The organism is Streptomyces deserti (genome assembly GCF_054782695.1).
This window is the reverse complement of record NZ_BAAGRZ010000021.1, coordinates 25,581-48,076: the sequence shown is the minus strand read 5'-3', so window position 1 is coordinate 48,076 and position 22,496 is coordinate 25,581. Positions and strand designations below refer to the sequence as shown.

The window sequence follows — 22,496 nt, the reverse complement described above, 5'->3', positions numbered from 1 at the left end:
AGGCGGCGCGGCCGGGCTCGGGTGAAGCCGTTCCCGTCACCGGGCCGCCGGTCAGGACTGCCGGACCGCGGCGACGTTCGCCCAGTCGGGCCGGCGGCCGGACCCTTCACGGCCACAGCAGCTCGCGCATCCACCCCTCCTCCTCCCGCCGATACCGCACCCGCACATGCCGCCGCCCCGCATCCCCCTGGAAGAACTCCACCTCGTCCGGCCGAAGCCGGTACAGCGTCCACGACGGCACGTCGGCCTCCGGCTCGCGCCGGGCCCGCTCCCACGCCGCCTCGGACGCCTGCGCCAACTCCTCCACCGAGTCCAGGACTTCACTCTGCCGCCCGGTCAGCGCGGCGGCCAACGCGCCGGTGGAGCGGGCGTGCAGGTCGGCCTGCGCCTCCTCGGCCGACCCCACGGTCACCGGCCCCCGCACCCGCACCTGCCGTGCCAGCCCCGGCCAGTAGAAGCAGAGCGCGGCGTACGGCCGTGCGGCCAGCTGGCGGCCCTTGCGACTGTCGGCGTGGGTCGCGAAGGACCAGCCGTCCGCGTCCGCGCCGTGCAGCATCACGATCCGTACGTCGGGCAGGCCCTCTTCGTCCGCCGTCGCCAGCGAGACGGTGTGCGGCTCGGTCTGCCCGGCCGCCACCGCCTGCGCGAACCAGTCCGTGAACAGGGAGAGAGGGTCGGCAGGCGCCGCACCGGGATCGAAGGGCGGCAGCTCGGTGACGGCCGGGTCCCACACCCGCAGGGACCTCAGCAGCTCATGAAGATCCGGCATCCTCCGGAGCGTAGTCGGCCACGGAGCCGAGGTCCGAGGAGACCCAGCGCTCGGGGCGCATCCGGACGATCACCTGGTCGCCGTGGTTCTTGAGGGAGAACTCCACGTAGGAGTCGACCGTCTCGGCCGGAAGGTAGCGGGCCGACATCTCCCGGAGCTGTTCGACGGTGGCGGGGGCGGTGTCCACGACCGGCCCCTCCACCGACACGTACCGGACGGTGGGCTCGAGCCGGTCGACCATCAGCGAGAACCGGCCCGCCTGGCTGATCAGCTTGTTCTTGCGGGAGTCCCGCTCTGTCAGGATCCACACGTCGCCGCCGGGCGCGTACTGGTACCAGATCGGCACGGTGAGCGGAGCCCTCCCCGGCCCCGCGTCGACCGCCAGCGCGGCGATGTGCGGCTCGGTCAGGAACTTCTCGCGCTCTTCGCGGCTCAGGGCCATGTCGGTGTCCTCCAGCGGATCGGGTGTCGTCGACCTTGTGATTCGTCTCAACGCCGGTCGTGCGGGCGGATGTTCCCTCAGCTGGCCCTCAACTGACCTGGAAATCATCGGAATTCACCGGCACTCACCGGGCCTCACCGGCACCCACCCACCACTCACCGAGCCTCACCGGCACCCACCCACGACTCACCCGGCGCCCAGCACCACCGTCCCCGACGAACAGAACCAGCCCCCCGTCCCGCAGGCCACCGCCAACCGCGGCAACGAGCCTCCGGGGCGCCGGACCTGCCGCGCCCCCGCCTCCCCGCGCAGCTGCCGCACCGCCTCCACCAGCAGGAACAGTCCCCGCATCCCGGGGTGCTGGGCCGACAGGCCCCCGCCGTCCGTGTTCACCGGCAGTTCCCCGCCCTCGACCCGCAGCCGGCCCTTGGCCACGAACGCCCCGCCCTCTCCCTTCCCGCAGAAGCCGAGGTCTTCGAGGGTCACCAGAGTCATGTACGTGAACGCGTCGTAGATCTCCGCGAAGTCGACCTCCGACGGCCTCACCCCGGCCCGCTCGAACGCCAGCCGCCCGCTCACCGCCGCCGGGGACGTGGTGAAGTCCTCCCACTCGGACATGGCCGAGTGGGAGACGTGCTCCCCGGTCCCGAGCACCCACACCGGGGCCGTACGGCAGTCCCGTACGTACTCCTCGGCCGCCAGCAGCACCGCCGCCCCGCCGTCGGAGCGCAGGCAGCAGTGCAGCTTGGTGAACGGGTCGGCGATCATCGGGCCGGACAGGACGTCGTCCACGGTGATCGGGTCGCGGAACATCGCCTGAGGGTTCAGGGCCGCGTTGGCCCGGGCCTGGACCGCCACCTCGGCCAGCTGCTCGATCGTCGTGCCGTACTCGATCATGTGGCGGCGGGCGGCCATCGCGTACTTGGCGATCAGGGTGTGGCCGTACGGGACCTCGAACTGCGAGGGGCCCCGCGTGCCGAAGGACAGAGTGCCGGTGCGGCGGCCCGCCCGGATGTCCGCGCGGGCCGTCGAGCCGTAGACCAGGAGCACCACACGCGCGTGCCCCGCCGCGATCGCGTCCGCCGCGTGGGCCGCCATGACCTCCCAGGTGGCGCCGCCGACCGAGGTCGAGTCGACCCAGGTGGGGCGCAGGCCCAGGTACTCGGCGACCTCGACCGGCGCCAGCGTGCCGAGGCCCGCCGAGGCGAAGCCGTCCACCAGTTCGCGGCCGAGACCGGCGTCGGCGAGTGCGCGGCGGGCCGCCTGGGCGTGCAGGGCGTACGGGGTCGCGTCGGCCACGCGACCGCAGTCGGAGAGTGCCACGCCGACGACGGCTACCTTCCTGGGCATGCACCTGACGGTACGTCAGGCAGCGGCCGGGCGGGAGGTGTCGCGCCTCTGGGCATCACGATCCGCTGCCCCTAATATGACGAGCCGTCAGATTCGGAGGCCGCCCATGGACGCCCGCTTCACCCCCGAACAGGACGAGATCCGCCGCACCCTGCGCGCACTGCTGCACAAGCGGTGCGGTCCCCAGGAGCTGCGGGCCGCCGTCGACACCCCGGCCGGGCACGACCCCGCCCTGTGGACCGCCCTCGCCGAACAGCTCGGCCTGCCCGGGCTGGCCGTCCCGGAGGCGTACGGGGGTGTCGGCTGCTCGGCGACCGAACTGGCCCTGGCCTGCGAGGAGACGGGCCGGGCGCTCGCCCCCTCGCCCCTGCTCGCGACCGCCGTCCTGACCACCCCGCTCGTCCTCGCCCTCGGCACCGACGCCCAGCGCGCCGACCTGCTGCCCCGCCTGGCCTCCGGCCGCCTCACCGCCGCCCTCGCCGTGCCGGGCACCGCCCTGACCACCGCCCTCGCGCTCACCGGCGGCAACGGCGGGGACTGGGCGGGCGGCGGACGGGCCGGCGGAGTGCAGGCCCGCCGGACGGGCGGCGGCTGGCGGCTGTACGGGCAGGCCGACCAGGTCCTCGACGGGCACAGTGCGGGGCTGCTCGTGGTCGCCGCCCACACCGGGGGCTTCGCCCGCTCCCGCGTCCTGCTGTTCCTCGTCCCCGGAGAGGCCGACGGTGTCGTACGGGTACGGCGGACCGCGCTGGACGCGACCCGTCCGCAGGCCCGCGTCCAACTGCGGGACGTGGCCGCGCAGCTGCTGGGGCAGGAGGGCGCGGACGTGCTGTCCGTGCTCGCCCGCGTCGGTGACGGCGCGGCCGCCGTCCTCGCCGCCGAGGCCGTGGGGGCCGCCGACCGGGTGCTGGAGCGGACCGTCGAGTACGTCGGGCGGCGGGAGCAGTTCGGGCGGCCGATCGGCTCCTTCCAGGCGGTGAAGCACCGGCTCGCCGACGTGTACGTCCAGGTGCAGGCGGCCCGCTCCGCGGCGTACTACGCGGCCTGGGCGACCACCCGCGACGAGCGCGTCGGTCCCCTCGCCCTCGCCCAGGCCCTGGACGCCCTGCGCGCCGCCTCCGCCGAGGGGATCCAGTTGCACGGCGGCATCGGTTTCACCTGGGAGCACGACGCCCACCTGTACTTCAAGCGGGCGGCGGGCGACGAGCTGCTGTTCGGGCCGGCGCACCGGCTGCGGGCCCACGCCGCCGACGTGGCGCGTCTCTTCGAGGAGGCCGGCTGATGGGGGCGGGTGTGCGGTGGGCGCAGAGGGTGTCCTCGACCCGGGGCTTCGCGCGGGTCGCGCCGTACGCCGTGCCCGCGCTGGACCGGGCCATCCACCGGTCGACGGGCGGAAAGGTGCTGCTCAGCGCCCGGCTGCTGCCGGGAGTGGTCCTCACCTCGACCGGGGCGAGGAGCGGACTGCCGCGCCGTACACCGCTGGCCTGCCTGCCCGAGGAGGGTGGGCGCGGCTGGATCGTCGTCGGCTCCAACTTCGGCCGGCCCGGCCACCCCGCCTGGAGTCACAACCTCCTCGCCCACCCCGACGCCGAGATCAGCTGGAGGGGGCAGGACATCCCCGTCACGGCCCGGCTGCTCGAGGGGGAGGAGCGGGCGGCGGCCTGGCAGGCGGTGCTGGAGTTCTGGCCGCCGTACGCCGCGTACCAGGCCCGGGTGGAGCGGGAGATCCGGCTGTTCAGGCTCGTACGGAGGTAGCCGCTAGAACGTGGCCAGCCGCTGCACCAGCAGCAGCGCCCCGACCCCCAGCATCGCCGCACCCGAGGTGCGCACCACCGCACGCGCCGCGGCCGGACGGGCGCCCAGGACGGCGCGGGCCGCGACGCCGACCGTCAGGTAGACGGCGGCGCAGCACCCCATGTGCAGCAACCCCAGCACACCGGTCTGCACGGGCACGGGCAGATGGCCGCCCCCGGTCGCCAGGAACTGCGGCAGGACCGAGAGGTAGAGCAGCAGGCCCTTGGGGTTCAGGCCGCTGATCGTGGCCCCGCGCAGGAAGGCGCGGGCGCCGCTCGCCGCGACGGCCTCCCCGTCCGTGCCCGGAGTGCCCGGCCGGCGCAGTACGCCCCAGCCCAGCCACACCAGGTACGCCGCCCCCGCCACCGTCAGCGCGGTGAGCAGCAGGGGTGAGCCCGCCACCAGGACCGCCAGCCCGGCCGCCGCCAGCACGGTGTGCAGGGCGTATCCGGTCACCAGGCCGCCCACCGCCGGGAGCACCGACCGGCCGCGCAGCCCGGCCGAGATCGTGTACGCCCAGTCGGCACCCGGTACGCACACCAGCAGGAGGTCCACCGCGAGGAAGGAGAGAAGGGGTCCGGAGTCCATGGTGGGGACATTAGGTGGATTCGGCCCGAAAGTGTTCCTGAAGTTTCCCCGCTGTCTCGTACGGCGAGGCAGAATTTTCTCCATGGACGACATGGACCGGAAAATTCTTGCCGAGCTGCAGCAGGACGGGCGGCTGACCGTGACCGAGCTGGCCGCGCGGGTGCGGCTGAGCGTCTCGCCGTGTCACCGGCGGCTGCGGGAACTGGAGCGGTCGGGGGCGATCAGCGGGTACCGGGCGGTGGTGGAGCCGTCCGCCGTGGGGCTGAACTTCGAGGCGCTGGTCTTCGTCTCCATGCGGCAGGAGGACCGGGACACGGTCGCCGAGTTCGAGAAGGCGGTGAGCGAGGTGGCCGAGGTGCTGGAGGCGCAGCGGCTGTTCGGGGAGCCGGACTACCTGCTGCGGATCGTCGCCGCCGACCTCGCGGCCTACCAGCGGCTGTACGACGAGCGGCTCGCCACCCTGCCGGGGGTGCAGCGGCTGACGTCCACGCTGGTGATGAAGCACGTCGTCAAGGACCGGCCGCTGCCGGCCTAGGCCCTGTCGTCAAACTCCCGCCTGCTCCGCGGCGTCAGGTGCGCACTCTCGCCGCACCGGGCCCCGGCCCAAGTACATCCAGTACGTGGGCCAGGGCCCGGCACGCCGAGAGCACGCACCTGACGCCGCGGAGCCCGCCCTCCGGGCGGACGACGGGAGTTTGGCGACAGGGCCTAGCACGAGAGGCCGCACAGCGCGACAGGCGGCGGTCCACTCGGGTGGACCGCCGCCTGCCTGACAGGACTTGGGGGTGGGAAAACAGAGATCAGCCGAAGCCTGGCTACTTCGTCGGCTTCCTGCCGGTGATGCCCAGGTGCACCAACAGCGCCAGGTTCGGCTTGAGTTCGGCCTGCTTCACGCCCCAGGAGGAGAAGCCCTTCTGGTGCGAGGCCACGGCCGCGAGCATCGCGACGATCGAACCGGCGATCGCCGCGGGGTTGACGTCCTTGTCGACCCGGCCCTTGGACTGCAACTCGGCGACGGCGTCCGCGAGGGAGTTGTTCACCGAGTTGAGGATCTTCATGCGGATCTTGTAGAAGCGCTTGTCGCCCTCGGCGGCACCGAGGTCGACGACGCGCAGGATCGCGTCGTTCTTGCGCCAGAACTCCAGGAATCCGTCGACGAGTTCCTGGGCGGTCTGCCAGCCGGCCTTGCCGACCCACGACCGTCCCTCCAGGAGCTGCGTCAACCCGGCGCCCTCGGCGGCCATCTGCTCGGCGATCTCCAGGACGGCGCCCTCGACGTCCGGGAAGTACTGGTAGAAGGTCGCGGGTGAAGTGCCCGCCTTCCGGGCGACATCGATGACCTTGACGTCCCGGTAAGGAGAGGAACTGAGCATCTCGCTGAGGCAGTCGAGCAGCTTCTGCCGGGTCGCCTGCCCACGCCGACCGGCCACGCGGCCGTCGACGGTACGCACTTGTCCTGTCATGTCGTCAGCTTACCGAGGGGTGATCCCAGCGCTATTCGGCCGACTGCAAATGGGGTGCGAGGGGGTGCGGGGGCTGGTGTGCCTGGTCTGCGGGCTGCGTGGTACCCGGTTACTTTGGCGACATGGCCGAAAACAGGGCACCGGTGGACGGAGAGGGCGCCTCCCGGGAGGGTCGCTCCAGGCAGGGCGTCTACGGCGAGGGCGTCCCCTGCTGGGTGGACGCGCAGCTCCCCGACGTCGAGGCGGGCAAGCGCTTCTACGGTGAGCTCTTCGGGTGGACCTTCGAGGAGTGGTACGGCTCCTTCACCCGGGCGCTGAAGGACGGCGAACCCGTCGCCGCGCTCGTCCGCAAGCTGGACGGCCGGCTGCCCACCGTGTGGACGGTGTACTTCGCCACCCCGGACGCCGCGGCGCTGTGCGGGCGGATCCGCGCGGCCGGCGGGCAGGTGGTGTCCGCGCCCCTGCCGGTCGCCGACCTCGGCGTCACCGCCCTCGTCACCGACGCCGAGGGCGCCGTCTTCGCCCTGTGGCAGCCGGGCACCCACCCCGGCTTCGGCAGACGGCACGAGCCGGGCACCTTCGCCTGGGCCGAGCTGTACACCCGGGACACCGAGGCGGCCAACGCCTTCTACGGCGACCTGTTCCACGACGCCCTGTTCGGGCCGGAGGCCGAGCCCGACTTCGGCCGCGCCCCCGTCTCCGACGTCTTCCCCGCCGAGATGCCGCCCCACTTCCTCGTCCACTTTGCCGTCGAGGACGTACCGGCCGCACTGGAGGACGTCACCCGGCTCGGCGGCCGGATCCAGGCGCCCCCCTTTGAGACGTCCTACGGCACGGTCGCCGTCGTCACCGACGATCAGGGGGCGTCCTTCGCACTGCTGCACCGCTGAGCTGCCGCTTCTCCGTCCGTTTTCGTCCGTATATGGTGCTGGACACCCCGTTCGTCGCCGGGTTCGCAACCAGCGCCCCGGACAGGAAGAATCAGGGTGCGTGCCGCCATGGCGGTGCGGTGGTGAGACGCTGCACGGGGTCGCGTACAGATGTGACCGGCGCGGCTCGTACGGGGAGGTGGCAGGCAAGTGGTGGATCAGCTGACGCAGCACGATCCGCGGCGGATCGGGCCGTTCGAGGTGCTGGGACGGCTGGGTGCCGGCGGCATGGGGCTGGTCTATCTCGCGCGCTCGGCGTCCGGCCGGCGCGTGGCGATCAAGACGGTCCGGACGGAGCTGGCCGAGGACCAGCTGTTCCGGGTCCGCTTCACCCGCGAGGTGGAGGCGGCCCGGGCGGTCTCCGGCTTCTACACGGCGGCCGTCGTGGACGCCGACCCGCGCGCCGCCGTGCCCTGGCTGGCCACCGCGTACGTTCCCGCGCCCTCCCTCGAGGAGATAGTGAACGAGTGCGGGCCGCTGCCGGCCCAGGCGGTGCGCTGGCTCGCGGCGGGCGTGGCCGAGGCGCTGCAGTCCATCCACGGCGCCGGGCTCGTCCACCGCGACCTGAAGCCGTCCAACGTGCTCGTCGTCGAGGACGGCCCCCGGGTGATCGACTTCGGTATCGCCTCGGGCGTCTCGAACACACGTCTGACGATGACCAACGTCGCCGTCGGCACGCCCGCCTACATGTCGCCGGAGCAGGCCAAGGACTCGCGGAGCGTGACGGGGGCGAGTGACGTCTTCTCCCTCGGGTCGACCCTGGTGTTCGCCGCCACGGGGCACCCGCCCTTCCACGGCGCCAACCCGGTCGAGACGGTCTTCATGCTGCTGCGCGAGGGCCCGGACCTGGAGGGGCTGCCGGACGAGCTGCGCCCGCTCATCGAGTCCTGCATGCAGATGGAGGCATCGGCCCGGCCCACCCCCGCCGACCTCCAGGCCCAGCTCGCCCCGCACCTGTTCGGCTCCGGCTCCGACGACAGCGGTACGGCGTCGGCGTGGCTGCCGGAGAAGGCGGTCGCCCTGATCGAGGCCCGGCGCAACGGCCGCCCGCCGAGCAAGCCGTCCTCCGGCCCCGGCCGCAGTGGCGGCGGAGCGGGGGCCGCCCGGCCGCCCGCGCCCGTCCCGCCCCCGCCCCCGCACGACCCCGTCGTCCCGGCCCCGCCGCCGGGCCCCGCCCCCGTGCCCGCGCCGGTCGGCGCCCCCGACACCGGCCCGGTGCGGCTGGCCGGCGCCCAGGTGCCCATCGGCCCCGGGCCGCGCGTCGCCGAGGTCCGCGCCGCCGCCGTCAAGGCACCCCCTCCGGAGGCCGCCCTCGCCGCGTCCTGGTCCAAGCCGCGCCCCGGCGTCAACGGCGCCGACCCCGCCGTACCGGCGCCCGCGGCCCCGCCCCCGCCGCCGGAGCAGCCGAGCGGGTGGCGGCCCTGGCGGTTCCGCATGTCCAACGACGTGTGGGGCACCCCGTCCGTCGCGGACGACCTCGTGTACGTCACCTCCTTCGAGGTGCACGCCCTGGACGTGGCGACCGGCCGCCGCCGCTTCAAGACCCGGGACGTGGCCTGGTCGATGGCGGTCGCGGACGGCCGGATCCACGCCTCCGACGGCCCCACCCTCTTCGCCCTGGACGCCCGCGAGGGCACCGACCTGTGGCGCCTGCAGACGGACGCCTGGGTGTACTCGCTCAGGGCCGACCGGGGCACGGTCGTCACCGGCACCCGCGGCGGCGGCGTCCAGGCCTGGGAGGCCTCCAACGGCCAGAAGCTGTGGGAGATCACCGGCGTCCAGAGCGACTTCGAGTCCCCGGAGGCGGGCCCGGCCGTCCACGAGGGCACGGTGTACGTCTGGCAGGACGCCCGGCTGAGGGCACTGGACGCCCGTACGGGCGACGAGCGCTGGTCGTACCCGATCGGCGACGCGGCCTCCTGCGGCGGCGTACCCGTACGGCTCACGCAGGCCCCGGACGGCTACGTGTACGTCTCCGCAGGCACCCGCGTCCTCGCCCTGGACATCGCGGGCGGGCACGTGAAGTGGCATTTCGAGGCCCCGGCGGTCTTCCTCTCCCCGCCGGCCTTCGTCCCCGGCCCGGCGGTGACCGGCGGCGGCATCTACCTCGCCGACTACCTCGGCACGGTGTACGCCCTCGACGCCACCGACGGCCGCGACCGCTGGCGCATCGCCACCGAGTCCCGGGCGTCCATCGAGCCCGTCCTGGTGGCCGCGGGCCACGTCCACGTCGGCAGCGGCAAGGGCCTCTACACACTGGACGCCGTCACCGGCACCCCCAAGTGGCGCTTCCAGGCGGGCGGCGACATCGTGGGCGCCCCCGCGGTCGCCGAGGGCCGCATCCACTTCGGCTCGACGGACCACCTGCTCTACACCCTGAAGGCCGACGACGGCCGGCTGCGCTGGAAACTCGCGACCGGCGGCGAGATCACCGGCTCCCCGGTCGTCAAGGACGGCGTCGTGTACGCGTGCAGCAAGGACCGCTGCGTGTACGCCCTGGACGCGGAACTGGGCACGGGCACGGCGCGTACGACGTAGCGCCCGGCAGTACGGAACGGCCGTCGACCGGCGCGCACCACAGGGCGCCGGGCGGTCCGGGACGGCCGTCGACCGGCGCACGGAAGGGGTTCCAGACGGCGGCCGTCGCTTCGGGGAGCGGCCCGTTCGCCGCTCTCACGGCAGACGGTACGCCGGGGACGCGGTGGTCGCCATGTGGTGACATGGCCGTGACAGGTGGCTGGATAGGGTGGCCGGCATGCGGCTACGGGGACGCGGAATCAGGTATGCGGCGGTGTCGGTGCTGATGGTGCTGTCACTGACCGGCTTCTCGACCGGACGCGGTCACGGAAGTGGCAGCGGCGGCGGGGGAGGGGGCGGCTGCAGCAGCTCCCAGCAGGACCACGACAGCTCGTCGTCGACCTCGGGCTCGACATCGGGCGGCTCGTCCGACGACTACGGCGACTACGGCGACGGCGACTACGACTACGGCAACGGCGACTACGACGACGGCGACTACGGCAACGGCGACTACGGCGATTCGGCCACCGACGACCCGTACGGTGACAGCGGGCCCGCCGGTGACCGACTGAAGCCCGCCACCGTGAAGTTGCTGAAGTGCGCGACTGTCAAGGAGCCGTACGCGACCGTCGAGGTGACCAACCCCAACGCGGTCGAGACCGCCTTCTGGGTCGCGGTCTCCTTCCGGGACGGGCAGGACGCCACGATCAAGGACGAGACGTGGCGGATCGACGTGCCCGCCGACGACAAGCTGACCGTCGACATCGAGATGAGCAGGAAGAGCAAGGCGTCCTCGGTCGACCACTGCGAGGTCGAACCGAAGGCGGAGGTGGCTACGGACTGACGGTACGTCAGTCCGGCAGGCCGGTCAGGAAGTCGAGCAGGGCGGCGGTCACCTCGGCGGGACGCTCCTGCTGGGTCCAGTGGCCGCAGCCCGGCAGCACGATCGGCGCCCTGCGCAGGTTCGGCATCAACCGCGGGAGCCTCTCGATCAGTTCCGGCGTGCCGGGGAAGGCGGGCACCAGGTCCCGGTCGCCGTACATGTACAGGGCGGGCGGGGTGACGACCGCGCCGTGCCAGGCGGCGGTCAGCTCCCAGTTGCGGTCGAGGTTGCGGTACCAGTTGAGCGCGCCGGTGAAGCCCCGGGCGTAGCTCTCGGTGAGGGCGTCGAGGTCTTCCTCGGTGAGCCAGTCCGGCAGCACCTCGGGGTCGGTCATGTCCGCGAGCCAGCCCCGCTCCAGGTCGACGAGGGCCTGCTCGGCGCGGGCGGCGCCCGGGGCGTCACCGGAGGCGGAGTACAGGAGCTTGCGCAGACTGGTACGGGGGTCCTTGGCGAACTCGGCGTCGGCGACACCGGGTCGCTCGAAGTAGTTCCAGTAGAACCGCCCGCCGAACCGCTCCCGCATGGTCCGGAGCGGCGGCCGCTCTCCACGGAACGGCGGCGGCACGCTCAGCCCCGCGACCCCGCGCACCATGTCCGGCCGCAGCAGCGCGGTGTGCCAGGCCACCGGCGCACCCCAGTCGTGCCCGACGACGAACGCCCGCTCCTCGCCCAGCGCGTGGATGAGCCCGACCACGTCACCGACGAGGTGGAGGATGCTGTACGCGGCCACGTCCTCGGGGTGGTCGCTGCGGCCGTACCCGCGCTGGTCGGGGGCGACCACCCGGAACCCCGCCGCGGCCAGCGGCCCGAACTGGTGGCGCCAGGAGTGCCACGACTCGGGGAAGCCGTGCAGCAGGACCACGAGCGGGCCCTCGCCCTCCTCGGCGATGTGCAGCCGGATACCGTTCACGTCGATCATTCGGTGCTCAACCACCCGCCGAGCATACGCGGGCGCTGTAAGGGAATTGCTAACGCGACCGGTACGTGCGCCGACGCCCGGCGAACAGCTCCGTCTGCCGTTCCCTCGCCCGGTTCCCGAGCGCGATCAGCTGAGGCGCCTGCGCGAACCCCTGAGCCAGGGCACCTTCCCGGGCCGCCCACAGGGCCCGCACGGTCCCCTGCACGGCCTCGGCCGGATACCCGGCGATGACGGCGGCCCGGTCGATCGCCGCCGCCACGTCCTCGCCGGGAGGGGTGAGTTCGCTGACGAGTCCGATGTCGTACGCCCGTTGCGCCGAGATCCGCTCGGCGGTGCCCATGAGCATCATCCGCGCGACCTCGCCGTACGGCATGCGCTGCGCCATGAGGACGGACTCGTAGGCGCTGACCATGCCGTAGGTGGTGTGCGGGTCGAAGAAGGAGGCGGTCGTGTCGGCGACGACGAACTCCGCTTCCCCGAGCAGGTAGAAGGCGCCTCCGCAGGCCATGCCCCGCACGGCGGCGACGACCGGTTTCCACAGGTCGTTCGCCTTCGGGCCGACGGTGAGCAGCGGGTCGTCCTGCATGTACGGCGAGTTCGGCTGCGCCACGACGGCGTCACGGTCGATCCCCGTACAGAACGCCCGCTCGCCGGCGCCCGTGAGGACGACGGCACGCACGCTGTCGTCGAAGCGGAACCGCCGCCATGTCTCGGTCAGTTGGTCGGCGGTGGCCAGGTCGATGGCGTTGAGTCTGCCGGGCCGGTCGAGGGTGACGACGGCGACTCCGGTGTCCTGGTCGGTGCTGACGCGCACGCTCATGACCGCTCCAGGACCCATTGGGGCAGGCCGTCGTGGAAGACGACCCGCACCCTGGCGCCGATACGGATCCGGTCCGGGGGAAGGGAGTCGACCGGCTGCCCGGGTCCGGCGACGAGATTGCCGACCAGCCGTATCCGGGGCGCCTCGGCGAGCTCGACGACCACGACGTTGTACGGCGCCAGCTCCGCGTAGTCGGGGAGCAGGGGCGGGTGCGGGACGACGTAGGACCAGACGCGGCCGTGGCCCGAGACCCTGCGCCACTCGCTCGCGAAGGACTGGCAGTGCGGGCAGCAGGGCCGGGGCGGGAAGCGGAGCTCGCCGCAGTCGGCGCACGCCTGGATGCGGAGCTCGCCCTGGGCGGCGTACCGCCAGAAGGGGGCGCCGTCGGTGTCGATGACGGGTGTCAGCACGTCTGTCTCAACTCCTCAGCAGGAGGGCGGAGGTCGGGACGCCCTCACCCGCGGTGACCAGGCAGGTGGCGGCCCCCGGCACCTGCGCGGTGCTGGTCCCGCGCAGCTGCTTCACGCCCTCGGTGATGAGGTTGAAGCCGTGCACATAGGCCTCGCTCAGCCCGCCCCCACCGGTGTTGACCGGCAGTCGCCCACCGATCTCCAGGGCGCCCCCTTCGGTGAAGGCGCCCCCTTCGCCCCGGCCGCAGAAGCCGTACCCCTCCAGGGAGAGCAGCACGAGAGGCGTGAACGCGTCGTAGATCTGGGCGACGTCCACGTCCTGGGGCGTGAGGTCGGCGTGCTTCCACAGGTGCCGGGCGGCGGTCCAGGCCGGGCCGGTGAGCGGGTCGTCGTTCCAGTAGTTGACCATGCCGTGGTGCTGGGCGGGCAGCCCCTGGGCGGCGGAGTGGACGTAGACGGGGCGCTGGGCGCAGTCGCGGGCGCGCTCGCGGGAGACGACCACGCAGGCCAGGGCGCCGTCCGTCTCCAGGCAGTTGTCGTAGAGGCAGAGGGGCTCGCTGATCCACCGGGAGGTCATGTACATCTCGCGGGTGAGGGGGCGGTCGTACATGATCGCGGCGGGGTTCTGGTTGGCCCGGTTCCGGCAGGCGAGGGCCACGTTGAACAGGTGGTCCCGGGTGGCGCCGTACTCGTGCAGGTAGCGGCGGGCGAGGACGGCGATCTCGTCGACGGGCCGGAGCAGGCCGAAGGGCCGGGTCCACTGGGCCGGGGTGGGGAGCTGCACGGCGGTGTTCGTCCACGGCCGGGGTCCCGAGCCCCGCTTCCGCGACCGCCAGGCGACGCCGACGGTCGCCTGGCCGGCGGCGACGGCGGCGGCGAGGAGCGCGACGGTGCCACAGGAACCCCCGCCGCCGTAGGGGACTTGACCGAAGAAGGTGAGGTCACCGAGCCCGACGGCCTTCGCCAGCTCCACCTCGTCGGTCTCCTCCATGGTGTACGAGGCGAGGGCGTCGACCTCGCCGGGCGCGATCCCGGCGTCGTCGAGCGCGGCCAGGACGGCACGGCAGGCGAGCGTGCGCTCGTCCTCGGGGAGGTGTTTGGCGAACGGGGTCTGCCCGATACCGACGATGGCGGTGGCGTCCTTGAGGCCTCCCGTACTTGCCATGCCGCACGCACCTCCGTTGCCGCCGAGGGGACTTGCCGATGCCGCCGAGGGGATGTGCTGACAGCCCGTCAGGCTACCGCTAATCTGACGGTCAGTCAGCTCCTGTGCCGCGAGGAGGCCAGCTGTGGAGTGGGACAGCGTTGCGGACCTGGTCCGGTCGGCGGCTTCGCGGTACGCGGAGACCGAGGCGGTCGTCGAGGGCCGCACCCGGATCACGTACGGCGAACTGGGCGCCCGCGTGGAACGCGCGGCGGCGGCGTGCCTGGCGAACGGGATCGGTCCGGGAGAACGGGTCGGCATCTGGGCCCCCAACTCCCTCGACTGGATCGTCGCGGCACTCGGCGCGGTCTCGGCCGGCGGGGTCCTCGTCCCGCTCAACACCCGCTTCAAGGGCGCGGAGGCAGCGGACGTCCTGCGGCGCAGCGGCACCCGGCTCCTCTTCGTGACGGGCACGTTCCTGGGCACGTCGTACGTGGCGTCGCTGCGGAGGGCGGCGGGGGAGGGGCCGGGCGCCGGGCCGCTGGCCGGGTTGCCGGCGCTGTCCCGGGTGGTGGTGCTGTCGGACGACGCCCCGGCCGGCTTCCTCACCTGGAAGGACTTCCTCGCGAGCGGGGAGGGCGTGGGGGAGGCGGAGACCCGGGCACGGGCGGCTGCGGTGTCGGGGACGTGTCCCTCGGACATCATCTTCACCTCGGGCACGACGGGCCGCCCGAAGGGAGCGGTGATCACCCACGCGCAGACGCTGCGGGCGTACGACATCTGGAGCGACCTGGCGGGCCTGCGTCAGGGCGACCGCTACCTGATCGTGAACCCGTTCTTCCACACCTTCGGTTACAAGGCGGGGGTGCTGGCCTGCCTGATGCGGGGCGCGACGATGATCCCCCAGCCGGTGTTCGACGTGGCCACGGCCATGGCGAACATAGCGGCGGAACAGATCTCCGTGCTGCCGGGCCCGCCGACCCTGCTCCAGTCGCTGCTCGACCATCCGGGCCGGGACGCGCACGACCTCTCGGCGCTGCGCCTGGTGGTGACGGGCGCGGCGGTGGTGCCGTTGCGCCTGGTGGAGCGGCTGCGGGGCGAACTGGGCGTGACCACGGTCCTCACGGCCTACGGCCTGTCCGAGGCGAGCGGCATCGTCACGATGTGCCGCCGCGGCGACGACCCGACGGTCGTCGCGTCGACGTCCGGCCGCCCGATCCCCGGGACGGAGGTGAGGATCGTCGACGGCACGGGGAAGACGGTGGGCCCCGGCATTCCCGGCGAGGTCCTGGTCCGCGGCTTCAACGTCATGCGCGGCTACTACGAGGACGAGGCGGCCACGGCCGAGGTCCTGACGGAGGACGGCTGGCTGCGCACCGGGGACGTCGGGGTCCTGGACCCGGCGGGCAACCTGCGCATCACCGACCGCATCAAGGACATGTTCATCGTCGGCGGCTTCAACGCGTACCCGGCGGAGATCGAGCAGGTGCTGGGTCTGCACCCGGATGTGGCCGACGTGGCGGTGGTGGGGGTCCCGGACCCCCGGCTGGGGGAAGTCGGGAAGGCGTACGTGGTGCGGAGGCCGGGGGCTGTGGTGACGGGGGACGACCTGATCGCCTGGGCACGCCGGGAGATGGCGAACTACAAGGTGCCCAGGGCGGTGGAGTTCGTGGGGGAGCTGCCGCGGAACGCGAGCGGGAAGGTGGTGAAGGGGGAGCTGCGCAACCGGACCCGGCGCCTGCTGTGACCGTCCAAGAGGACCACGGTGACGGCTGTCAACAAGCTTTACTGAGCTGTACTGGCCCTCGCACGCAGACCGTCCGCGGCGGCACACCTTTGCGCCGCCGCGGACGCCAACGCCCGAGGCACGCTCCCGGCCGGCCCGCCCGGCGTTGGGACGTGTGCCTCAGGGTGTGCAGCGTGTCGGGCACCCATCGGCCGCGACGGCTCCCCCTCCGCGCCGTCGCGGCCGATCCCCCGTAGACCGAGTTCGGTTACGCCTGCTCCCCGGTCGCGTGGTCGTCCTGCGGGGTCGACTCCCCGCCGCCCGTGGCGTGGTCGTCGAGCGGCTTGGTCTCAGTGCCGCCAGTGGCGTGATCGTCCTCAGGCTTGACCACAACAGGCTCAGTCGTTTTCTCGTCGCTCATGGCATTCAACTCCCTGGGGTGCGAGATTCTCGGCAGCTCCGCCCGGCAGCTCCCCCGTGTGCTGCCGGGCGGACGCCTCAGGCCCGCTCACCTTGGTGATGCGGCCGTGCGAGTCGATCCGTCTGCCCCCCGACGCGACGCATCGACTGACGAAGAGAGTGCCGTGAGGCGATAAACGAACGATGAACGCCGACCACGGGGGTCAGGCAGCGGTCGCCCGCGACAGCAGGCCCCGGACTTCGGCGGCTTCCGGCCTGTCCAGCTTCTCGTAGATGGCCAGTGCCTCCGTCAAACAGGCGTGCGCTCGGCCGGACTGTCCGATCGCGCCGAGTGCGCGGCCGAGAACGGTCAGCACATTCCCGCGCCGCCATTCGCCGCCGATCCCGCGGAGCAGGGCGAGGGCCTGTTCCGCTTGTGCGGCAGCGCGCGCGGGCTGCCGTGCCGCCAAGGAGACCTCGGCCATGCGGAACAGCGTCATCCCTTCCCAGAGCCGCTGGCGGCTTTCCTGGAATACGGGGAGGGCGGAGTTGAGCTCATTCATGGCGTCGTTGTGGCGCCCCACCGCGGAGAGGGCCAGACCCAGCGCGTATTTGCCGTTGGCGAGGCGCCACGTCAAGCCGACGTCGCGGTAGATGGCCAGAGCCTGCTCCGCAAGGGCCACGGCGACTTCCGGCTTCCCTGCGCTGAGATGGACGCGTGACAGGTTGCTGAGCGCGCTTGCTTCTCCAGGACGGTTGCCATCGGCGCGGAACGCTTTCAGGGCCTCTCCCAGGTACGCTTCCGCGTCCTGGTACCGATTCTGATAGATCGCGACGATCCCGCGGACATTGGGGGCGTATCCGCCCGATACGGGGTCGTCTGCGGCCACGCTGAGGCGCATTCCTCGTGCCGCATGTTCGTCGGCCTGTTGAAACTTGCCGGACAGGCTGTGCGAGTGCGCCAGGATCGTCCGCGCGCGAGCCTGCACGAGCGCGTCACCCGCCCGTTCCGCGGCTGTGAGGACGGCCATGCCGACCTGCTCGTACTGCCGTGCGTCGACCCCCGACTCCGCGAGGTCCTTGGCGGAGAAGAGGAGGTCCACCGCGCGGCGGAGAGAAGGCCCTGTGGCGTGCTGGCGGACGCATGCGAGCACGCAGGGGGCTTCTGTGTAGAGCCAATCGCCGGCCATCTTGCGGTCGGTGAAGGTGAGCCCCGGCTGACTGGTGGGGGCGAGGTGCGCCAACAGCTGATCACCGGGTCGCTCGAGGACGTACACCCCCGCAGCGGTCGCCAGATAAAAGTCCAGCAACCGCGACAACGCCGCCTCCCTCTCACCAGGCGGCTGCTCGTCCCGCTCGGCACACGCACGCGCGTAGAGCCGCACCAGATCATGGAAGCGGTAGCGGCCAGGCGCCGCCGACTCCAGCAGTGACGTGTCCACCAAGGACTCCAGCAGGTCCTCGGTCTCCTCCGCCGGAAGATCCAGCACGGCCGCAGCCGCCGCCAGTGAGATGTCCGGCCCGTCCGCCAGTCCCAGCAGGCGGAAGGCGCGGGCCTGGGCCGGCTCCAGCTGGCCGTAGCCCAGCTCGAAGGTGGCCTTCACGGCGAGGTCGCCCGCCTGGAGCTCGTCCAGGCGGCGGCGTTCGTCGGCCAGTTTCGCCGCCAGGACCGACACCGTCCAGGTGCGGCGGGCCGCCAGGCGGGAGGCCGCGATGCGGATGGCCAGGGGCAGGAAGCCACAGGCCGCGACCACGTCCAGGGCGGCCTCGCGCTCGGACGCCACCCGCTCCTCGCCGACGATCTTCGTGAACAGGGCCAGCGCCTCGTCCGGCGACATCACGTCCAGGTCGACCAGGTGGGCGCCCGCCAGGTCCACCATCCGCACCCGGGAGGTGACCAGCGCGGCACAGCCCTCCGTGCCGGGCAGCAACGGCCTCACCTGGGCGGCGTCCTTCGCGTTGTCCAGCAGGACCAGCACCCGGCGGCCGTCCAGCACCGAGCGGTACAGCGCCGCCCGGTCCTCCAGCGAGTCCGGGATCGCCGAGTCCGCCGTGCCGAGCGCCCGCAGGAACGAGCCCAGTACCGTCTCCGGTTCCGCCGCCCGAGGGCCCGCGCCCTGCAGGTCCACGTACAGCTGCCCGTCCGGGAAGGCCGAGCGCGCCTGGTGGGCGACGTGCACCGCCAGGGTCGTCTTGCCCACGCCGCCGATGCCGGCCAGGGCCGACACCGCCATCACCCGGCCTTCCGAAGACGCCAGGATCTCGCTCAGCTCGCGCACGAAGGCGCTGCGGCCGGTGAAGTCGGGGACGGTAGCGGGCAGTTGGGCCGGGCGCACCGGCACCACGGCCGGTTCCGGCGCCGGGGACGACGGTTCCGCCAGCCCCGGGTCCGCCTGCAGGATGCGCTGCTGGAGTTCCTTCAGGCCCTGCCGGGGGTCCACCCCGAGCTCCTCCGCCAGCAGCCGCCGGGTGTCCGCGTACACCGCGAGCGCCTCAGCCTGGCGGCCGCTGCGGTACAGGGCGAGCATGAGGAGCTCCCTCAACCGCTCCCGCAGGGGGTGCGCCGCCGTCAGGGCCGTCAGTTCCGAGACCGCCTCCGCGTGGCAGCCCTGCTCCAGGTCCATGTCCAGGCAGGACTCCAGCAGTTGCAGGCGCCACTCCTCCAGGCGTACGCGCTGTGCCTCCGCGTACGGGCCCGGTACGCCCGCCAGCGCCTCCCCGTCCCACCGGGCCAGGGCGCGCCGCAGCACGTCGCGGGCGTGGCAGAGGTCGCCGGCGGACCGCGCCTTCTCCGCCTCCGTCGCCAGATCCTGGGCGACCGCCAGGTCCAGGGCGCCCTCGCCCAGGCCCCGTATCGCGTAACCGCCGGACTCGCTGACCAGGACGCCCGGGTCCAGGACCTTGCGCAGGCGCGACGCGTACGTCCGTACCGCCGCCAATGCCTGCGAGGGCGGCTCCTCGCCCCACAGGGCGTCGATCAGCTCCGCCGCCGTGGCCGTACGGCCCTCGCGCAGCAGCAGGGCGGCCAGCAGGGCGCGTTGCTGGGGTGAGCCGGTCTGGAGTGGCTCGTCGCCGCGCCAGGCGCGCACCGGTCCGAGCACGCTGAAGCGCAGCGCCGGCGGCTCCGCCGAGGAGCCGGGACGCCGCTGCTCCGGCACCCGCGGTACACCGTCCATGCAGTCCCCCTAGGCCCTGTCTTCCGGATCACCCCGCAACCACGCCAGTTTGCCTTGTTCATGGCATGTGCGTCAGCCGTCGGAGACACCGATCACAGGCCGGCGCACGGGAGGTCACAAGGTCCACACCCGGTCCGCACACTTCCGCACGGCAACGACCGCCAACCGCCCCCCGTTCGCGTAGCTGACGGACCGTCAGATCAGCGCTACGGTGAGCGCCATGGACACCCACGAGAGCACGTTTCCGCTGATCATCTCCGTGGACGACCACACCGTGGAGCCTCCGGGCGTGTGGCAGGACAGACTGCCGAAGAAGTACCAGGACACCGGGCCCCGGATCGTGCGTGCGCCGCTGAAGGAGATGTCCTTCCTGGGCGGGCGCTTCAAGCCCGTCATGGGCCGGGCGGGAGACGACGGGCCCGTCGGCGACTGGTGGGTCTACGAGGACCTGCACCGGCCCCTCACCCGTCTCGACACCGCCGTGGGCTACGACCGGGACGAGATCCGCCTCGAGGTCATCACCTACGAGCAGATGCGGCCCGGGTCGTACGACGTGCCCGCCCGCCTCGCCGACATGGACGTCAACCACGTCCAGTCCGCCCTGTGCTTCCCCACCTTCCCCCGCTTCTGCGGCCAGACCTTCACCGAGGCGAAAGACCGGGAGCTCGGCCTGCTGTGCGTGCGGGCCTACAACGACTGGATGGTGGAGGAGTGGTGCGGGCCGGACGCCCAGGGACGGCTCGTCCCCCTCACCCTCATCCCCCTCTGGGACGCCGAGCTGGCCGGCCAGGAGGTCCGCCGCAACGCCGGGCGCGGCGTGCGCGCCGTCGCCTTCTCCGAGATACCCCCGCACCTCGGGCTGCCCTCCGTGCACACCGACGACTGGGACCCCTTCCTCGCCGCCTGCGACGAGACCGGCACCGTCATCGCCATGCACATCGGCTCCAGCAGCCGCATGCCCTCCACCTCCGCCGACGCCCCGCCCGCCGTCGGCTCCACCATCACCTTCGCCAACTGCTGTTTCTCGATGGTGGACTGGCTGATGAGCGGGAAGCTGGAACGCTTCCCCAACCTCCGGATCATGTACGCCGAGGGGCAGATCGGCTGGATCCCCTACATCCTCGAGCGTGCCGACGTCGTCTGGGAGGAGAACCGGGGCTGGGGCGGCGTCGCCGACAAGGTGCACCGGCCGCCCTCCGAGCTGTTCGCCGAGCACGTCCACGGCTGCTTCTTCGACGACGCCTTCGGGCTGCGCAGCCTCGACTCCATCGGCGTCGGCAACGTCCTGTACGAGACGGACTACCCGCACTCCGACTCCACCTGGCCCAAGTCCCGCGAGGTCGGCGAGGCGCAGATGGGGCACCTGGACGCGGACGTCGTCGAGCGGATCGTCCGCCGCAACGCCATCGAGCTGCTCGGGCTCACGGACGACGGGCTGTGGCCGGGCGGTGCCAGGTGAGCCTTTGGTACGGCATCCAGCTGCCCGTGCAGTCCCAGAGCACCCTCTACACCGAGCCCTGGGAGACCACCGCCGGCCCGGAGGACCTGGTGGAGGTCGCGCGCGCCGCCGACCGTGCCGGCTTCGCCTACCTCGCGTGCTGCGACCACGTCGGCATTCCGCGCCGGCTGGCCGCCGCGATGAGCACGGTCTGGTACGACCCCGTCGCCACTCTCTCCTTCCTCGCCGCAGCCACCGAACACGTCCGCCTGCTCAGCCATGTCGCGGTCGTCGGACTGCGGCATCCGCTGCTCACCGCCAAGCAGTACGCGACCCTTGATCACCTGAGCCGGGGCCGGCTGATCCTCGGCGTCGGCGCCGGGCACGTACCGGAGGAGTTCGAGGCGCTGGGCGTGGATTTCCGCCGGCGGGGCCCTCTTCTCGACGAGACCATCGACGCCCTGCGTGCCGCACTCGGGCCGGAGGAGTTCCCCGAGCACCACGGCGAGCGGTACGACTTCGAAGGCCTCGGTCAGCGTCCCCGGCCCGCGCAGCCACGGCTGCCGGTCTGGGTCGGCGGCTCCTCGCCCGCCGCCGTACGCCGGGCCGCGCTCAAGGGCGACGGCTGGCTGCCGCAGGGGGACCCCCGGGACCGGCTGCCCGCGCAGCTCGCCCGGATCCGCCGGCTGCGGGAAGAGGCGGGCCTGGACGCACCGTTCACCGTCGGCGCGATCACCGAGCCGCTGTATGCCGGTGAGCCGGCCTGGGAGGTCGGGCGACGCACGCTCACCGGCTCCCCGGACGCCCTCGCCGAGTCCCTGCGCGCCTACCGCGCGATGGGCGTGCACCAGATCCAGGTGCGGTTCCGCAGCCGGAGCCGCGGCGAACTCACCGACCAGATCGAGGCGTTCGGCGCCGACATCGCCCCCCACCTGTGAGGAGACCGCATGGGCAAGCTCGACGGACGGGTCGTCATCGTCACCGGCGCCGCACGCGGACAGGGCGAACAGGAGGCCCGGCTCTTCGCGGCCGAGGGCGCCGAGGTGGTCGTCGCCGACGTCCTCGACGACCAGGGGGAGGCCCTCGCGAAGGAGATCGGCGCCCGGTACGTCCACCTCGACGTCGGCCGCGAGGACGACTGGCGGGCCGCGGTCACCGCCGCCAAGGACGCCCACGGCCGCATCGACGGGTTGGTCAACAACGCCGGCGTCCTGCGCTTCCACGCCCTGCTGGACACGCCCCTCGACGAGTTCATGGAGGTCGTACGGGTCAACCAGGTCGGCTGTTTCCTCGGCATCAGGGCCGTCGCCCCGGAGATGACCGACGGCGGCACGATCGTCAACACCGCCTCCTACACCGGGCTGACCGGCATGGCCGCCGTGGGCGCGTACGCGGCCAGCAAGCACGCCGTCCTCGGGCTGACCCGCGTCGCCGCCCTGGAACTGGCGGGGCGGGGGATACGCGTCAACGCCGTCTGCCCCGGCGCCATCGACACCGCGATGTCCAACCCGGCCCGCCTCGACCCGGACGCCGATCCGGAGGCGACGGCGCAGGGCCTCGACCGGTTCTACCGCCGGCTCGTGCCGCTGGGGCGGATCGGGCGGCCGGAGGAGGTGGCGCGGCTCGCGCTGTTCCTGTCGTGCGACGACTCGTCGTACATCACCGGGCAGCCGTTCGTGATCGACGGGGGCTGGCTGGCGGGTGTGAGCGTGGTCTGACCGGCCCCGCT

General features: G+C 72.7%; 21 protein-coding genes. 10 read left to right on the top strand and 11 right to left on the bottom strand.

Annotated elements, in window-relative coordinates; all coding sequences use genetic code 11:
• Positions 1-106: 106 nt before the first annotated feature.
• From ACYVMZ_RS27985 to ACYVMZ_RS27975, 3 genes are all read right to left on the bottom strand, one after another.
• The gene (locus ACYVMZ_RS27985) at positions 107-769 is read right to left on the bottom strand and encodes a pyridoxine/pyridoxamine 5'-phosphate oxidase (protein ID WP_461084410.1); all 663 of its coding nucleotides are present in this window, start codon (positions 767-769) and stop codon (positions 107-109) included.
• Positions 753-1,211 (bottom strand): pyridoxamine 5'-phosphate oxidase family protein, encoded by a 459-nt coding sequence (locus ACYVMZ_RS27980; RefSeq protein WP_461084408.1) that lies wholly within the window; start codon positions 1,209-1,211, stop codon positions 753-755. The genes ACYVMZ_RS27985 and ACYVMZ_RS27980 overlap by 17 nt, the downstream gene beginning before the upstream one ends.
• Before the next feature lie 186 nt (positions 1,212-1,397).
• Positions 1,398-2,561, bottom strand: a complete 1,164-nt coding sequence (locus tag ACYVMZ_RS27975) for a thiolase C-terminal domain-containing protein (RefSeq protein ID WP_461084406.1) — start codon at positions 2,559-2,561, stop codon at positions 1,398-1,400.
• Positions 2,562-2,667: 106 nt separating this feature from the next.
• Here ACYVMZ_RS27975 and ACYVMZ_RS27970 point away from each other — a divergent pair, with 106 nt between their 5' ends.
• Together ACYVMZ_RS27970 and ACYVMZ_RS27965 are read left to right on the top strand one after the other, a co-directional pair.
• The gene (locus ACYVMZ_RS27970) at positions 2,668-3,843 is read left to right on the top strand and encodes an acyl-CoA dehydrogenase family protein (protein ID WP_461084404.1); all 1,176 of its coding nucleotides are present in this window, start codon (positions 2,668-2,670) and stop codon (positions 3,841-3,843) included.
• Positions 3,843-4,316 (top strand): nitroreductase family deazaflavin-dependent oxidoreductase, encoded by a 474-nt coding sequence (locus ACYVMZ_RS27965; protein WP_461084402.1) that lies wholly within the window; start codon positions 3,843-3,845, stop codon positions 4,314-4,316. The genes ACYVMZ_RS27970 and ACYVMZ_RS27965 overlap by 1 nt, the downstream gene beginning before the upstream one ends.
• Positions 4,317-4,319: 3 nt before the next feature.
• Here ACYVMZ_RS27965 and ACYVMZ_RS27960 read toward each other — a convergent pair whose 3' ends face one another.
• Positions 4,320-4,943 (bottom strand): LysE family translocator, encoded by a 624-nt coding sequence (locus tag ACYVMZ_RS27960; RefSeq protein WP_461084400.1) that lies wholly within the window; start codon positions 4,941-4,943, stop codon positions 4,320-4,322.
• Between the two features lie 82 nt (positions 4,944-5,025).
• On the opposite strand from ACYVMZ_RS27960, the gene ACYVMZ_RS27955 reads away from it, so the two are divergent.
• Positions 5,026-5,478, top strand: a complete 453-nt coding sequence (locus ACYVMZ_RS27955) for an Lrp/AsnC family transcriptional regulator (RefSeq protein WP_461084398.1) — start codon at positions 5,026-5,028, stop codon at positions 5,476-5,478.
• A gap of 280 nt (positions 5,479-5,758) precedes the next feature.
• Here the strand turns inward: ACYVMZ_RS27955 and ACYVMZ_RS27950 are convergent, their stop codons facing one another.
• Positions 5,759-6,394 (bottom strand): TetR family transcriptional regulator, encoded by a 636-nt coding sequence (locus tag ACYVMZ_RS27950; protein ID WP_461084534.1) that lies wholly within the window; start codon positions 6,392-6,394, stop codon positions 5,759-5,761.
• A gap of 134 nt (positions 6,395-6,528) precedes the next feature.
• Between ACYVMZ_RS27950 and ACYVMZ_RS27945 the strand changes: the two genes are divergently transcribed.
• The 3 genes from ACYVMZ_RS27945 to ACYVMZ_RS27935 all read left to right on the top strand — a co-directional run bounded on the left by ACYVMZ_RS27945 (position 6,529) and on the right by ACYVMZ_RS27935 (position 10,696).
• A complete protein-coding gene (locus tag ACYVMZ_RS27945) occupies positions 6,529-7,296 on the top strand; it encodes a VOC family protein (protein ID WP_461084396.1) in 768 nt (255 codons plus the stop codon).
• A 189-nt stretch (positions 7,297-7,485) separates the two neighbouring features.
• Positions 7,486-9,873 carry an outer membrane protein assembly factor BamB family protein gene (locus ACYVMZ_RS27940; RefSeq protein WP_461084394.1) on the top strand — a complete coding sequence of 796 codons (2,388 nt, stop codon included), beginning with the start codon at positions 7,486-7,488 and terminating at the stop codon, positions 9,871-9,873.
• A gap of 217 nt (positions 9,874-10,090) precedes the next feature.
• Complete coding sequence (locus tag ACYVMZ_RS27935) at positions 10,091-10,696, top strand: hypothetical protein (RefSeq protein WP_461084392.1); 606 nt, start codon at positions 10,091-10,093, stop codon at positions 10,694-10,696.
• A gap of 7 nt (positions 10,697-10,703) precedes the next feature.
• Here the strand turns inward: ACYVMZ_RS27935 and ACYVMZ_RS27930 are convergent, their stop codons facing one another.
• The 4 genes from ACYVMZ_RS27930 to ACYVMZ_RS27915 are packed head-to-tail and all read right to left on the bottom strand — an operon-like array spanning position 10,704 to position 14,049.
• Positions 10,704-11,654 (bottom strand): alpha/beta fold hydrolase, encoded by a 951-nt coding sequence (locus tag ACYVMZ_RS27930; RefSeq protein WP_461084532.1) that lies wholly within the window; start codon positions 11,652-11,654, stop codon positions 10,704-10,706.
• A 49-nt stretch (positions 11,655-11,703) separates the two neighbouring features.
• Entirely contained in the window at positions 11,704-12,474 is a 771-nt protein-coding gene (locus ACYVMZ_RS27925; RefSeq protein WP_461084390.1) for an enoyl-CoA hydratase/isomerase family protein, read from the bottom strand.
• Complete coding sequence (locus ACYVMZ_RS27920) at positions 12,471-12,884, bottom strand: Zn-ribbon domain-containing OB-fold protein (RefSeq protein WP_461084388.1); 414 nt, start codon at positions 12,882-12,884, stop codon at positions 12,471-12,473. Before ACYVMZ_RS27920 ends, ACYVMZ_RS27925 begins: the two co-directional genes overlap by 4 nt.
• A 7-nt stretch (positions 12,885-12,891) precedes the next feature.
• A complete protein-coding gene (locus ACYVMZ_RS27915; protein WP_461084386.1) occupies positions 12,892-14,049 on the bottom strand; it encodes a lipid-transfer protein in 1,158 nt (385 codons plus the stop codon).
• Between the two features lie 124 nt (positions 14,050-14,173).
• Between ACYVMZ_RS27915 and ACYVMZ_RS27910 the strand changes: the two genes are divergently transcribed.
• Positions 14,174-15,775, top strand: coding sequence for a FadD3 family acyl-CoA ligase (locus ACYVMZ_RS27910; RefSeq protein WP_461084384.1), 1,602 nt, complete (start codon positions 14,174-14,176; stop codon positions 15,773-15,775).
• A gap of 247 nt (positions 15,776-16,022) precedes the next feature.
• On the opposite strand, the gene ACYVMZ_RS27905 is transcribed toward ACYVMZ_RS27910, so the two are convergent.
• Both ACYVMZ_RS27905 and ACYVMZ_RS27900 read right to left on the bottom strand, forming a co-directional pair.
• Entirely contained in the window at positions 16,023-16,175 is a 153-nt protein-coding gene (locus ACYVMZ_RS27905) for a hypothetical protein (RefSeq protein WP_461084382.1), read from the bottom strand.
• A 202-nt stretch (positions 16,176-16,377) separates the two neighbouring features.
• Complete coding sequence (locus ACYVMZ_RS27900) at positions 16,378-19,329, bottom strand: AfsR/SARP family transcriptional regulator (RefSeq protein ID WP_461084380.1); 2,952 nt, start codon at positions 19,327-19,329, stop codon at positions 16,378-16,380.
• Positions 19,330-19,549: 220 nt separating this feature from the next.
• Here ACYVMZ_RS27900 and ACYVMZ_RS27895 point away from each other — a divergent pair, with 220 nt between their 5' ends.
• The 3 genes from ACYVMZ_RS27895 to ACYVMZ_RS27885 are packed head-to-tail and all read left to right on the top strand — an operon-like array spanning position 19,550 to position 22,485.
• Entirely contained in the window at positions 19,550-20,788 is a 1,239-nt protein-coding gene (locus tag ACYVMZ_RS27895; protein ID WP_461084378.1) for an amidohydrolase family protein, read from the top strand.
• Positions 20,785-21,705, top strand: a complete 921-nt coding sequence (locus tag ACYVMZ_RS27890; RefSeq protein ID WP_461084376.1) for an LLM class F420-dependent oxidoreductase — start codon at positions 20,785-20,787, stop codon at positions 21,703-21,705. Before ACYVMZ_RS27895 ends, ACYVMZ_RS27890 begins: the two co-directional genes overlap by 4 nt.
• A 9-nt stretch (positions 21,706-21,714) precedes the next feature.
• Complete coding sequence (locus tag ACYVMZ_RS27885) at positions 21,715-22,485, top strand: SDR family NAD(P)-dependent oxidoreductase (protein WP_461084374.1); 771 nt, start codon at positions 21,715-21,717, stop codon at positions 22,483-22,485.
• Positions 22,486-22,496 lie beyond the last annotated feature (11 nt).